Genomic DNA, 14423 nt, shown 5'->3' on the forward strand with positions numbered 1-14423 from the left:
TATCCTTATTGATTGGTTAATTTCATTGGTACTTTAATATAGCTTGTACTGTTTTGTTCTGCAGGCGGCATTTTACCAGCACGAATGTTAATTTGAATGCTTGGGTAAATTAATTGTGGCATACCCAGTGTTGCATCGCGGCTTTCACGCTTAGCCACAAATTCACTAACTGAGGTTTGCGCATTTATATGAATATTATGTTGTTTATGTTGGGCGATAGTCGCAACATATTGGAGTTCTCGACCATTAGGTTGATAGTCATGGCATACCCATACATTTGTGTCATCAGGTAGTTGATAAAATTGTTGCACTGTTTCGTATAATCTAGTGGCGCTGCCACCGGGAAAGTCGCAACGAGCTGTTCCTGCATCCGGCATAAATAAGGTGTCGCCAACAAATAAATTGCCGTCGATTAAGTAGCTAATGCTATCGTTGGTGTGCCCAGGTGAGGCGAAAATTTTGATCGCTTGTTTACCTAAATCAATCTGCTCACCTGCACTTAGCAGTACGTCAAAGTCTTGCCCGTGAATATCCTGATAGTCTGCTAAGTTTAGTATGTGCTTAAAGGTACTTTGTACTTTAGTTATGCCTGCCCCAATGGCAATTTGACCTCCTAGTTTTCGTTTTAAATATTGTGCTGCGGTTAAGTGCTCGGCATGGGCGTGAGTCTCCAAAATCCACTTTATTTTTAATTGTGCTGATTCGACAAACTGAATAATTTGCTGGCTAAACTCAGTGGCAATGTTGCCAGAAGCGTAATCAAAGTCATAAGCGGGGTCGATTATAGCGGCATGTTTTGTTTGTTCGCAGTACACCACGTAACACAGAGTTGAAGAGGCTTGATGAAAAAACGGTTTAACCACTGCTGACATAATTTTAAAAACCTTACTTAAATAAAATTCAATTTGTAAAAACAACTTGCACTTTAGCAAAGAAAAATCTAGCATACAAGATAAATATTATATGTAATTCCTTTTGGTTATAAGTGGGTGTTTTTCTATGCAAATCGCGGCCTTAGCAGGTTCTAGTATAGGTTTAAGCTTGGGTATTTTTGGCTCTGGTGGTGCTGTGCTAGCGGTTCCTGTATTGATCTATTTGGCCGGATTTACAGCAAAAGATGCGGTAGTTAATTCACTTGTGATTGTTGCATGGATTAGCCTGTTTACCTTAGTTGCAACTAAAAGTTGGCGCGCGATTAGTTGGCGCATGGCATTTCTGCTGGGTAGTACTGGCTTTATCGGTTCTATTGTCGGTATATATTTAGCGGGTTTAGTTCAGCCTTGGCTGCAATTATTGGTTTTTGCTGCATTATTGCTAATTGCCAGTGGTTTTATGTGGCGTAGTCCTGTTACACAAGCTGACGGACAAGCTGTCGGGACTTTATGGTTATTGTTTATTGGATTACTGGTTGGTGGGTTAACTGGGTTTGCCGGTGTTGGAGGTGGCTTTTTGCTGGTTCCAACTTTAGTGTTATTGGCAAAGTTAGACTTTTTTCAAGCGCGCTCTACCAGCTTAGCGTTAATTGCTTTTAACGCTACTATCGGTTTTGCACAGTATCAATTTATTAGCACTAACAGTTATCAGCTTGATTGGGGACTAATTATGGTTTTAGCCGCGCTGGGTGGTGCGGGTGCCGTATGGGGGCAAAAATGGTCGGCTAAATGGCCTCAAACGCAGCTACGTAAAAGTTTTGCTCTGTTTTTGCTGCTGTTGGGATGTTTTATCTTTTTTAACGAATTTTAGGAGGTATTGTGACTGAGCTTATAACTGTACAAGCTTATTTGGCGCAAGTGACAAAGCAAGTTAGTGAAATTACGCCAGAACAGCTTATTGGTCGATTGAAAAATCATAAAGATAATGATGGAAAGTTGGTGATTATTGATGTGCGTGAAACAGCCGAGTACTCGGCTGGGGCAATTCCTTGTGCTAAACATATACCTCGTGGCATTTTGGAAATGTATATACACGACCATTTGTCGGCACTTGGCAAGTTATCCGCGGAGCAAGAAATTATTCTGTATTGTCGCTCTGGTGGCCGTTCGGCTCTAGCTGCGCTTAGCTTGCAAAACATGGGGTTTAACAATGTTTTTTCGTTAGCGGGTGGCTTTGTTGGCTACAGCGCATGTGAGCTAGATAGCTAGATAAATTAATAGCAATAGAGGGTAGTCATAGTGGAAAATTTTACGCCAGTTTCGGCTTTAGTCGGTGGAGCATTTATTGGCTGCGCTGCGGTATTTTTATTGATTTTTTTGGGCAGAGTAGCTGGTATATCCGGCATTATTAGCCAAGCATTTTCTACTCAATCAAATTGGTTACAGCGAAATACTTGGCGGGTGGCGTTTGTGTTGGGGCTAATAATGGGGCCTATTGTAGCGGTTAATTATTTTGCAATTACACCTCCACAAGCACCAGCAGGAAATATCATAACTCTTGTTATTGCAGGTTTACTTGTCGGATTTGGGGCCGTGTATGGCAGTGGCTGTACTAGTGGACATGGGGTATGTGGTATCAGTCGATTTTCAAAGCGTTCGATTATTGCTACAGCTACCTTTATGGCAACGGCTGGTATGACTGTTTGGGTAATGGCTTAAGGTGCGAGGTATAAAAATGAGCAAGATAAAGAGCGGGCTAGTTGGTTTTATATCTGGTGTGTTATTTGGGGCTGGCTTAGCTGTAGCACAAATGACCAACCCACAAAAGGTATTAGATTTTTTAAATGTAACGGGTGATTGGGATCCCAGCTTAGCGTTAGTGATGGCTGGTGCATTGGTTGTTAGTTGGGCTGGGTATCGAGTTAAAGCACGCATGCAGCAACCTGTGTATGCGTGCGATTTTTCAGTCCCAACGAATAAACAGATAGATCTGCGTTTGATGCTGGGCAGCGCGACATTTGGTATTGGCTGGGGATTGGCTGGGTTGTGTCCGGGTCCTGCAATTGCTTCTTTGAGCTACGCGAGCTTTGATTTACTGATATTTGTTAGTGCAATGTTGGTTGGTATGTTGCTGGCTAAGGTCGTGATACGGACAACATCCTAACGATGGATATGTAACGAATATAAAAAAACACCCGATAAAATCGGGTGCTGGAGATCGCTAAGAGATGTCAGTCAAATTAGCGAATATTACTTAAGTACATATTTGATATTGTCGAATCAAATATAAATCTAGATTAGAAGGAGATACCTTGTTGGTCAAGCTTAAGCTTGGTATTAAATTTTATTGTGTTGGTACAAAATTTTGCTTTTATTTGCAGGCAACTTGTCACTTTTCTCGATATTATCAATTTATTTAAGCTTAATTTCTATAATTTACTTTTGCTTTCATATTTTTTTACCCCCAACCAATTTTAAATCTATTGTTGTTAACCTTCTGTTTTTAAATGGTTTTGTTGTTTTTTCTGGCTTTGCGCCCAGTAATGTTTAATTGATTTTTCTCATTTAAATACAAAAACTTTATTTTGTATATTGATCTTGGTCTATTGTAGACAATATGCTGTAAATGATATGTGTATATTGTGTATTTTATATGTGTATCGATTCGGTGGCTCTAAAACAGAAAACAACAGAGCCAGTCAATAGTTTTTAATCGGAGTGATTAAATGATTATTCGGAACACAGGATACCAACTGAGCAAGGTTTCAGTGGCGGTATTATGTGGCTTGTCACTTAACGTCCAGGCTGCAGAAGAAAACAAAGACAACAAAAATGAAGAAAAAGATACAACCGAAGTAATTGAAGTCACGGGTTACAAAGGTAGTGTCTTAAAGTCTATGTTTGAGAAGCGTAACGCAGGCAATATCTCAGACTCTATATTTGCCGAAGACATAGGTAAATCAACTGACCAAAATATCGCAGATGCGCTTTCACGCGTTACAGGTATTTCGGTACAAAGCACGGATGGTGAAGGCGCTCGTATTACAGTGCGGGGGGCTAATCCTGATCAGAACATGATCACTTTAAATGGTGTGCAGTTAACCAGTTCGGACTTTAACCAAGCGGTTGATTTAAGTGCTTATTCAGCGGATATTTTGTCACATATTAATGTGGTAAAAACGGCCAGTGCTGATCATGATGAAGGTTCTTTAGGCGCGTCTGTGCAGTTACATACCAGTAAACCGCTTAATTTGAAAAATGATGTCAAGAGTTTAACTTTGCAAGGTCGATATAACGACTTTTCAGAGAAAAGTGATTACAAACTAGCGGGTTCTTATTCAGAAAAATTCTTTGATGACTCGTTTGGGGTGTTGTTTACCGCATACAAAGAGACTAACTCGGTTCGTCGAGATGAATTTAAAGTAAATAACTTTGAAGCAAGAAATTTAGCCGTTGCGTCAACAACCGATGGTCGAACCATTACCGATAGACGTGTGCTTACCGCCAAAGATTTTGAATATGCGTTATATACCAACGAGCGCAATCGCCATGGTGGAACTTTAACCCTACAATTCTTACCAACTGACGACACAGATGTAGCGCTTGATTTTACCTATAGTAAACAAGACCTTGTTGATACAAATCATTCTGTCACTATTCGTACCCGTCCAGATTTACCTAACTTTATTGAAGGCCAGGTGGCTCCTTCGAGCACTAGACCTTGGAATTGGCCAGCAGATGTAGATTTTATTCCAGAGTTTTCAGACCCTCAAGCAGACTGGTTTGTGGTTGACGAAGCATCAAATACCTTAGTTAAGTCAGTCAGTCGTTTCGCTGATGGTGGCTTTCAACGACGCAATGGTGGGAATTCAACCGAAAATAAAGTGGCCAACTTAAACATCAAACACCAAATTACCGATGATTTTAAAGTGGAATTTGGCGCCAATTATTCAAACACTGTACGTGATCCTGGTGAAGGCACGGTTCAAATGAATCTGTTAAATAACACCATGAATGTTGGTCTAAAAGCATTGGCAGGGCCTTATGGTCAACCACATACAGGTATCCAACCCGCTGGTTTTGACTGTACTACAGGTATATGTGAAATGGTGTTTGGCGACGGTGTCGTATCGCTGAATGATCCTGAAAATATTTCAGATAACCGTGGTTACTCAGCATTTAGCCCTGATGATATTAAAGCGCAAACCATTAACTGGATGGCGTTGACTGAACAAGCAGTTGAAGATGAGCTTTCAACCTATCGACTTGATTTTGATTTAGACATTGACGTTTTAGGCTTTACTAAAATTGAGTTTGGTGGCAAATACAGCGAACGTTCTAAGTATGTTGATGACCAAAACCGACAATTCCGTAATACTAAAGTACCGGTTCAAGTTATCGCTTATGATGAAGATGGCACGCCAACTGGGGTTAAGGCTATTCTTGCTGGCAGTGGTATCGGCAGTATTACCGCAGATAATTTTGCCTCAGACGAAGCGTTTCCAGTTGATAACTTTATGGAAGACTTAGGTTTTGCTCGTAATAATATCACCGATGGTTGGACCATGGTTGATGATGAGAAGTTTTTGGCACTAGCGTATGCCAACGAAGATTATGAGTTAGAAACCAATAGATTAAATACCCGCTCGGCAGATTTAACCACAGCCGCTGGTTATTTTAAAATGAGTTTTGCTTATTTGGATGACAGCTTAACGGGCGACTTTGGTATTCGTTATATTAAAGATACAGTCGATGTATTGGGATACTCTGGGGCCGAATTTACTGAGACGGTTGCACAAAGAGCTATTTATGATCCATTTATGTGGCGCCAGCTGCGCAATCCACAACTCGATAGCTGTGAGTTTGACAATGCATTAGCGCCAGACGATAACCCGTATTTCAACCGAATTGACGGTTATGGTTGGGATACCAGTGGGACACCAAATGATACTAGTGACGATGTGCGTATTCCGGCAGATCCTGCAGGTTACCCTTGTTACGATAAATATACAGAGCAAGGTTCTGAGCGTTCTGGTTGGTGGTGGAATCAACGACATGTCGATAGATCAACATTAAAAAATGATGTATTTACTGGTAATGCGGTTAAAGGTGAAAACCGCTCGCTGCGTGTTTTTGAAACCACAGGTGATAACGAATATGACATGTGGTTACCTAGCTTAAACCTAAACTATATTATCAGCGAAGATATGATTGGTCGTTTTGCCATTTCTAAAACCATGTCACGACCCAATATTGATTCGCTTAAACCTGGTTTCTTTATGCGCGAGAGTTTCTGGGGCGACCCATCTACACCTCGTGGTTCATCTATTCGGTTAGATAACCCTAAATTGTTACCGCAAGAATCTATTAACTATGACTTATCTTGGGAGTGGTACTTCAATAAAGGTAGCATGGTATCGGTTGCACTTTTCTATAAAGATATGACCAACTTTGAAGAAGAAGAGCAACAAATTGTCTATGCAGACGATTTGCGTAGCAAAGATTTAAGCAATTACTCGGCGGACCAATTGTTTAAAACCGAAGAGCAGTTACGTGATGCGTTTGCCAACGATGAAACTGGTACTGGTTTTGGTATTTGTATGCCTAAACGCGGCAATATTAATGATGTTGCGGCCGATTGGTGGTACGACGACTCAGATTTATTGAATTACTGTGCAACCTTTGCAGCTACCACCAAACGCAATGGTGCAGGTGCTGAGATTGCTGGTATTGAGCTGACATACAACCAAAGTTACGACTTTTTACCGGGGATCTGGGGTGGATTAGGCAGTAGTTTCAATTACACCTATCAAGATAGTAAAACTATTCCTGGCGATTCTAACCTAATTGCTGGCAAAGCATTAGAAAGCTTACCTAGAACTTGGGTTCCACAGCATAGCTATAACGCAACTGTTTATTGGGAACAAAATGGTCATCAGGTCCGTTTAGCGTATCGCGGCAAGTCAGATGAGCTTATCGACCCTTATTTTAGTTATGGCTCACGTTGGAATGAAGGCAGTGACAACCTAGATTTATCAATTGGGTATAAAGTAAGCGACGCAGTTTCCGTGTCATTCCAAGCAATAAACTTAACCGATGAGAGTCAACGCGTATATTGGACCAATCGAGATTTGGGCATAGAGCCTGAGTTAAACGATGCGGGTGAACCGATTACCAATAAATACATTCCTCTGAATGAAGGCAATGCGTTAGATGGTGACGCTCCAACATCTCGTACACAGATATTACGTAAAAATGGTCGTACATTCCGTCTTGACCTACGTGTGAACTTTTAAGGTTTGGGAGAATTAAGCATGTTAAATAAACAAATTAAATCTTTATTGCTTCCAACCGCTATTGCCGTATTGGCAGGTTGTGGCAGTGATACTAACGATGCATCAAATAATATTGCACCTGTGTTAACTCAATCTGAATTGGAAGTGGCACATAGTAGTGTATACGAAAACGCTAACAAGCCAGGGCAAATTGAATGGGATTTTACCTTTCAAGAGAGTGATGATGTTTTCACCCAGCCTAATGGTGAGGTGACCGACTATTATGTGATTGATTTACTGCAAGGGGTTGAAGACCCTGACGGTGATTATTTATCGGTCGAAGATATTAACTTTATCTGGGTTGGTGCTGACTGTAGTAACTTTACTGCCAGACAAAACTACCCTGAAGTATGCGATCCTATTTTGGCGCATTTTGGTTTAACCAAAGAAGATTCAACTACTTGGGAGCAAGATCAGGAAATTAAAAAATATCAAAACCTGCCGTTGGTTACCGATCCAATATATGGTTTTGAATTGCATGAAACTAGTTTAAAAGTGACTCCTAGTAAGTTTGCACCTGTGTTAGATACAGACCAAACCGCTGAATTAGCGATGGTTTATTATGTATCTGATGGTAAAGAGCAAATTGAGCGTCGCATCAAGGTTGAAGTGGTTGGTGAGAATCGAGCGCCTATCTTTTTGCACCAAAATGAATTTGGTGAACCTATACTAGATGAAAATTTAGAGGAGCAACCAGTCGAGGATAAATACACTAAATTGTCGCTATCTGAGAAATCTTCTCCTGTTAAAGTTAATCTTTTATATGGCATCTATGACAGAGATGTGGCTGATGTCAAAGCTTTGGAAGCTGAAATTGGCGATTTAGCAAACACTTATGACGATGCACACTATAAACCTGAACTCATTACTGTACATAGTTTTACTAAACCAGCTGGTTTAATAGAGGGTACTGCGACTCAAGTTAGTGGTGGGTATCGTGAAGGTGTAGGGCAATATAAATACGAATTTGTATTTGACCCTTCACCATATAAAGATGATTTGGCCCGTGGTGAAACCAAAGAACTAGTGTTTAACTATATAGTGACAGATGGTGTAAATGATGTTCCGCGTTCATTCACTTTTACCATTGTTGGTGCCAACGAAAAAAATGAGCCACTGTTTGATGATGCCGATTTTGTCAAAACGGTAAGTAATGTAGAGAATACTTTGGCTGTAGATTTAGCAGAAGGCGCTTATGATCTAGACGGTGATGTGATGTCGGTTGTTGACTTTGCGCCAGCAGCCGGTAGTGAAGACCAATATGGAATTGATACGTCTGAAGTGTTGACCACACGTCGTATTATGGTTGAGCCGTATGCATTTACTAATTTAAAACCTGGAGACACCCAATCATTTGTCTACACCTACAAATTAACCGATGGTGAGTTAACTTCTGTAGAACGAAAATTCACGATTGAAATTGTTGGTGGCCAGTCAAACTTATTTGCCTTAGGGACAAATTCGGATCCTGGTTTGGAACAAGGTAGTCTAGCTGCAGGTCCATTTGCTTGGCAGTGGAGCCCAACGGGTGAAGATAAGCTTGAGGTAAATGCCGGTGCCGCACGCACGGGTAGTTATGGTTTAGAGGCTAAAGAAGACAATGTGTTTATTCGGTTAAACTCTACAGGTTTTAAAGAAGGCACATTCTCTAAAAATGACCGAGCGTATTTAAATTATTGGGTTACTTCGAATAATTGGCAAACGGTTCGTGTCACACTAAATCAAGATTATGACTATGATAAAAAGTTTAATCTAACCGATATTCCAGACAATGGCGGAAAACCTGGTCAGTGGATAGAACATACAATGGATTTAGTTGATTTAGACGAAAAAGTCTATGGTGACAACGCCAAATTTGATTTTACCTTCCAAACCAACGCGCGTAAGTTAGATGACTTTTCATTGATTAAATACAATTACGCTCCTGTTCGTGACTTAATCCCAGAAGGTGATTTTAGCGATGGCATTGATGGCGGTTGGAAAGCAACTGGAACTGCAACTCTAGAGGTCAGTGAAGAAGCAAATCGGGTGCAAGGTACGGACGATGTGCAATATGGCTTAAAAGTGACAGGTGGTGCATCTGGTGGTGAAATTACTTTAGACACCAGCGTATTCCCACAAGGTAAGTTTAAGTCGGGCGTGCGTTATATTGCTCAGCTTGATTTAAAACATCCAACCTTTGTGGATAAATCATCAGGTGGTGCCGGCCCTCAGCCAATATATGTGCGTGTGCGTGCTGATAATGGCACCATGAGCCAAAAAATGGTTTACGCTAAGAAAAGCGCAACCGCTTGGAATACTTATTACATTCATATTAATAACCAAGCAGACAGCGAGTATTTCTTTGGTAAATTAAATACTGACGTTAATTATGATTGGTTATCAGCATCGGGGACTACTTTCTCAATTGCTATACCAGCTAATCATACTTACTTAATTGACAATATTAGGTTCTTCCCTGTACCTCAGTACTAAGTTGTTGCAACTTAGCTAATTGAGCTTCAGCATCTAAAAGCGGGTTTGCTAGCAAACCCGTGTTTTTTATTTGCTCTACTGGTTTATCCTGCTCTAGCAAATAGTCGTAAGTTTAATATCCTAGTTGCCTTTGTTGGCGATCACGGTTAGTGTTTGTTAGCAATAAAAACTAAAAATGTTCCAAGCAGGCAAAACATTAAAATGAACAATAACAAACTAACGACTCAATTTACATTCGCGGTAACAAGCCTATTATTAATGACAAGTGTGTATGCACAAATGTCGCCAAAAGAAACTGAAGTTTGGTCGCCAGAGCCAGAGATGGTGAATCCTCACCCTGTGCCTTCAGATTCGGTTGTTCTATTTGATGGCAAAGATGTTTCACAATGGCAGCATGCTGATGGTAGTGCGGTTAAGTGGCAAGTTAAAAATGGCGAATTGTCGACCTTACCTGGTACCAAGAGTATTCAAACTAAACAAGCCTTTTGTGATGTGCAAATTCACCTTGAATGGAAAACGCCACCTTATATACCGGGGCTATACGCGCAGAAGCAAGGCAATAGTGGGGTATTTATCCAAGGGCGCTACGAGCTACAAGTGCTAAATTCGGTTGATAACCCAACTTATGTAAATGGTCAAGCAGCAGCTATTTATAAACAAAATCCACCTTTGGTTAATGCCAGTTTGCCACCTATGACATGGCAAACGTACGATATTATTTACCACGCACCAAAGTTTAATCCTGAAGGGGAGTTGGTTAAGCCAGCCGATATTACTGTGTTACATAATGGCGTATTGGTGCAAGACGCGTTTAAAATTAAAGGGCCGACCACTCACAAGGGATTACCTAAATACCAAGCCCATGGTTGTGCCCCGCTTGTGTTGCAAAACCATGGTGAGAAAATCTACTATCGAAACATTTGGATTAGACCAATCTAGCAGATGCAAGCATAGAGTTTAGTCAATGCTAAAGTCTATGGTTTTTGTTGCCAACCCGTCAGCTGAAATGGTCACTTTAGCAGGGCCTTGAGTTAAGCCCTGTATAATTGCAAGTGCCTGACCTTCATTGGTGACAACCGTGTCGGTATTATAAGTCGCAATTTGTTCAGTCCGGCCATTGTCAGTACCGAGCAGTCGCAAGTTCTTATCAACAGAAAATGTAACTTGCACTTGTTGATGTCTGACTGGGTGGCCTTGCGCGTCAATAACTTGAACTTCTATGTGCGCGGCATCTGCATCTTTTACCGATAATTTGCTTTTGTCAGTGTTGATGACAAAAGAAGCTGCTGGGCCCGCAGTGTGGATTTCATCGCTTGTGGTACATTCACCTAAACCTTTGGCGACAACTTTACCAGCTTGATAAGGCACTGCCCATTTGTAGGTACGGTCTGGGTGGTCTGCCAGTTTTTGCACGCCAAATGATTTATCATTCACAAACAATTCAACTTGGCTACAGTTACTATAAGCCTCAACGGCAATCATTTGTTGCGCTTGATAATTCCAGTGTTGATTAACGTCGTACCAATACCAAACTCGCGTTTGCCAACCATCGGCTTTTTTCTCGACCAGCTGGTTATTGTTTATTAGCTTGTATGGCGATTGCTCAAGTATGTTTGTGGTTAAATGAATATGTGGTTGTTCATTCCATAATGATTTAAACATGTGGAAACTTGGGTTGGCAAAACCTGCGGTATTTAATAACCCTGAGCGCACTGCTTTTGAAGGCCATTTGTTGTGTTGCTCGCCAAGGTAGTCGACCCCTGTCCATAAAAATGTACCAGCAACAAAAGGTCGCTCGATAACGGCTTTCCATTCATGCCATTGCGGGACATTTTCATGGCCCATGACCATTTTTCCTGGATAAAGTTTGTGGCCATAATCATAAATCACTCGTCGATAACTATAACCAATTACATCTAACGCATCGGTATAACCCGAAATATGGCTGACCGATGGTAAAATTAGGTTGGCGGTCACTGGACGAGTGCTGTCCATTTCTTTAACCCAGTTTGACAATTTTTTCGCTGTTTTGGCTAATACATATTCACCTTCTGGGCTGTTATGAAATCTGTTGTAAATTTCTTCAGGCGTTATAAAAGGTGGGTTGTAAAAATAATTGCCAGAAGCATTCATGTCGAAATACCCTGTCGCTGCTTTATATCTAGGGTAGGTCCATTCGATTTCGTTGCCTATACTCCACATGATAATCGATGGATGATTTCTATCACGTTTCATCGCAAGTTTAAGATCACGCTCAGCATGCGTTTGAAAGTAGTCTGCATACCCACGGCTAATATAATCATCGTGTCTTTCTTGTTGATTGAGACGTTTGTCTTTGGGGTAGTCCCATTCATCAAAGATCTCGGCTTGTACTAAAAAGCCCATTTGGTCACATAAATCTAAAAATGCTTCGGAAGCTGGGTTATGTGCGGTGCGAATCGCATTAACGCCAGCCTCTTTTAATTTTTCAAATCGTCTACGCCATACATCATCTGGCACTGCCGCACCTACTATTCCGGCATCGTGGTGTAGGTTTACCCCTTTGATCAAGGTATGTTTACCATTTAAAAAGAAGCCTTTATCTGGGTTAAATTCTAGTGTTCGAAAAGCAAAAGTTTCCCGCTGCTGAGCTACTACTTTTCCCTGCTGGGTGAGTTTGATTATGGCAGAATATAGTTTTGGTGACTCAGGCGACCATAATAACGGGTCCGCTACGGTTAATTGTTGAGTCAAAGCCGTTTTTTGGTCTGCTAGTATCTGTCCAGTTTGCACTTGCTGCGCGACAGTTTGGCCGCAGGGTGAAATGATTTCTGTTTCCAAGTTGAATGTTTGTTGTTGAGCAAATTGGTTGTTTATTTCAACTTGTAGTTTCACGCTAGCTGATTCATCGGAAATGTCTGGTGTCGTGATATAGCTACCCCAAACAGGAATGTGCAATTTGTTGACTATATGTAGCTTCACGTCACGATAAATGCCAGAGCCAGTGTACCAACGACTATCAATATAACGGGTTCGGTTTACTCTAATAGCGAGTAAGTTGTTTTGTCCTTGAGGCTTTAGGTGTGGTGTTAAATCCAATACAAAAGGGGTGTAACCGTTTACTTCACCACCAATTTTGTGGCCATTTAGGTAAATTTCACTGTGATTATAAATGCCATCAAAGTTCAAGTAATATTGGTGGTTAGATAAATCTTGTGTGGTTTTAAAGGATTTTTGATACCAACCAATTCCGCCTGCTGTATAGGCAGTCGCTCCATTTAAATTTTTATCGAACCCAAGTTCTATTGTCCAATCGTGCGGCAGTTGCACTGTTTGCCACAGCTGTTTATCGACAGCTTCTGATTGGTATTTTTTATTGTCGGTTAATGTAAAGCGCCAATCTTGATTAAATAACTGCTCTGACTGTGTTAGTACTTTTTCTGCTGGAGATGAGCTGCAAGCTGCAATTAGAGTTACAGCACTGAGCAGAATTAACGAACGTAAAAACATGAATAAAACCTTTGTTAAAATTTAGACTTATTTTGGTTGTTTATAAACCAGTTTATATTTTGATTACGTTTAGGTAAAGATGTTTTTAGTTAAATGTAGACAATTATTCTGTTGATGGTTGACAGCCATGTTGGCTACAACATGGCTAAGACATTGGTTTTAGTTGACTTCTATAACGGCTTTAACCACACCTGAATCACTTTGTGCCCATTTGGGAAGCAGCTCAGTTATTTGATCAAATTGTCCAGTATGAGTGACAAACGATCTTGGTTTAACTAAACCCTTGCGAATGCATTCCACCACATATTCAAAGTCCTCTTTAGTTGCATTACGACTACCCATTAAAGTGGTTTCGCGTTTATGAAATTCAGGATCTTCAAAACTGATCTTGTTTTTTACAATACTGACAAAAACAATCGTGCCGCCATGAGCCAAATTATAAAAAGCCGACTCCATCGCGTGGACATTGCCAGTGCAATCAATGATGATATTAGGATACTGTCCTTGGGTAAGTTGTTTAAGTTGGCCGTTCAAATCATCGCGACCATTAAGAACAGCATCAAATGTGTAGTTTTCGACGCAAAACTTTATTTTGTCTGGACAAACTTCTGAAATAAATACACGTGCTCCTGCTGCTTGGGCAAATTGTGCTGTGCCTAAACCAATTGGACCTGCACCCAAAACCAGTACAGTATCTTGGTTATTGATCTTTGCTCGTCTGCTTGCGTGAGCTCCGACGGCTAAACATTCAATCAGCGCCATATCTGTAAATGAAAGATCATCCGTGACAACAATGGCAGATTCGGGAACCGCAATATATTCACACATACCGCCGTCTCGGTGCACACCTATCACTTCTATATTGCTACAGCAGTTAGGTTTGCCAGATTGACAGGCAAAACATTCACCGCAACTCACATACGGGATGATATAGACTGATTGACCTACTTTGCTCTGAGTATTTTCGCCGACTTGTGCTATCACACCTGAAAGTTCATGACCTAAAACTCTTGGGTAGCTAAAATAGGGTTGTTGACCTTTATACGCATGAATATCTGTACCGCAAACACCAATTGCACGAATTTTTACCAGTACTTCACCCGCTTGCGGACTCGGTTTGTCGACATTATGTAAGCTAAGCTCATGTGGTTGATTGCAAACAACTGACTTCATTGCGAATTATTCCTCGGGACTTAAAACTTTATATCTAGACGATAATGCAGTTATAATTAAATGAATATTTAAAAGTGTG

At 40.8% G+C, this 14423-nt stretch carries 10 protein-coding genes; 7 read left to right on the forward strand and 3 right to left on the reverse strand.

Annotated features, from left to right (window positions below; genetic code table 11):
* Window positions 1-5 precede the first annotated feature (5 nt).
* Window positions 6-872: an MBL fold metallo-hydrolase gene (locus tag DS2_RS02935; protein ID WP_035013185.1), complete on the reverse strand. Its 867-nt coding sequence runs from the start codon at window positions 870-872 to the stop codon at window positions 6-8.
* Between the two features lie 127 nt (window positions 873-999).
* Between DS2_RS02935 and DS2_RS02940 the strand changes: the two genes are divergently transcribed.
* The 7 genes from DS2_RS02940 to DS2_RS02975 all read left to right on the forward strand — a co-directional run bounded on the left by DS2_RS02940 (window position 1000) and on the right by DS2_RS02975 (window position 10621).
* Window positions 1000-1743 (forward strand): sulfite exporter TauE/SafE family protein, encoded by a 744-nt coding sequence (locus DS2_RS02940; protein WP_035013135.1) that lies wholly within the window; start codon window positions 1000-1002, stop codon window positions 1741-1743.
* Window positions 1744-1751: 8 nt separating this feature from the next.
* Window positions 1752-2141: a rhodanese-like domain-containing protein gene (locus DS2_RS02945; RefSeq protein WP_051479562.1), complete on the forward strand. Its 390-nt coding sequence runs from the start codon at window positions 1752-1754 to the stop codon at window positions 2139-2141.
* Window positions 2142-2171: 30 nt separating this feature from the next.
* Window positions 2172-2591 carry a YeeE/YedE family protein gene (locus DS2_RS02950; RefSeq protein WP_035013136.1) on the forward strand — a complete coding sequence of 140 codons (420 nt, stop codon included), beginning with the start codon at window positions 2172-2174 and terminating at the stop codon, window positions 2589-2591.
* 16 nt (window positions 2592-2607) lie between these two features.
* The gene (locus DS2_RS02955) at window positions 2608-3036 is read left to right on the forward strand and encodes a DUF6691 family protein (RefSeq protein ID WP_035013137.1); all 429 of its coding nucleotides are present in this window, start codon (window positions 2608-2610) and stop codon (window positions 3034-3036) included.
* A 562-nt stretch (window positions 3037-3598) separates the two neighbouring features.
* Window positions 3599-7168: a TonB-dependent receptor gene (locus tag DS2_RS02965; protein ID WP_035013139.1), complete on the forward strand. Its 3570-nt coding sequence runs from the start codon at window positions 3599-3601 to the stop codon at window positions 7166-7168.
* Between the two features lie 18 nt (window positions 7169-7186).
* The gene (locus DS2_RS02970) at window positions 7187-9682 is read left to right on the forward strand and encodes a hypothetical protein (protein ID WP_035013140.1); all 2496 of its coding nucleotides are present in this window, start codon (window positions 7187-7189) and stop codon (window positions 9680-9682) included.
* 201 nt (window positions 9683-9883) lie between these two features.
* Entirely contained in the window at window positions 9884-10621 is a 738-nt protein-coding gene (locus DS2_RS02975) for a 3-keto-disaccharide hydrolase (RefSeq protein ID WP_051479564.1), read from the forward strand.
* Between the two features lie 18 nt (window positions 10622-10639).
* On the opposite strand, the gene DS2_RS02980 is transcribed toward DS2_RS02975, so the two are convergent.
* Window positions 10640-13171 (reverse strand): glycoside hydrolase family 2 TIM barrel-domain containing protein, encoded by a 2532-nt coding sequence (locus DS2_RS02980; protein ID WP_051479565.1) that lies wholly within the window; start codon window positions 13169-13171, stop codon window positions 10640-10642.
* Window positions 13172-13330: 159 nt separating this feature from the next.
* Entirely contained in the window at window positions 13331-14344 is a 1014-nt protein-coding gene (locus DS2_RS02985; protein ID WP_035013141.1) for a zinc-binding alcohol dehydrogenase family protein, read from the reverse strand.
* Between the last annotated feature and the right edge of the window lie 79 nt (window positions 14345-14423).

This window comes from Catenovulum agarivorans DS-2, assembly GCF_000568405.1.
Classification (GTDB): domain Bacteria; phylum Pseudomonadota; class Gammaproteobacteria; order Enterobacterales; family Alteromonadaceae; genus Catenovulum; species Catenovulum agarivorans_A.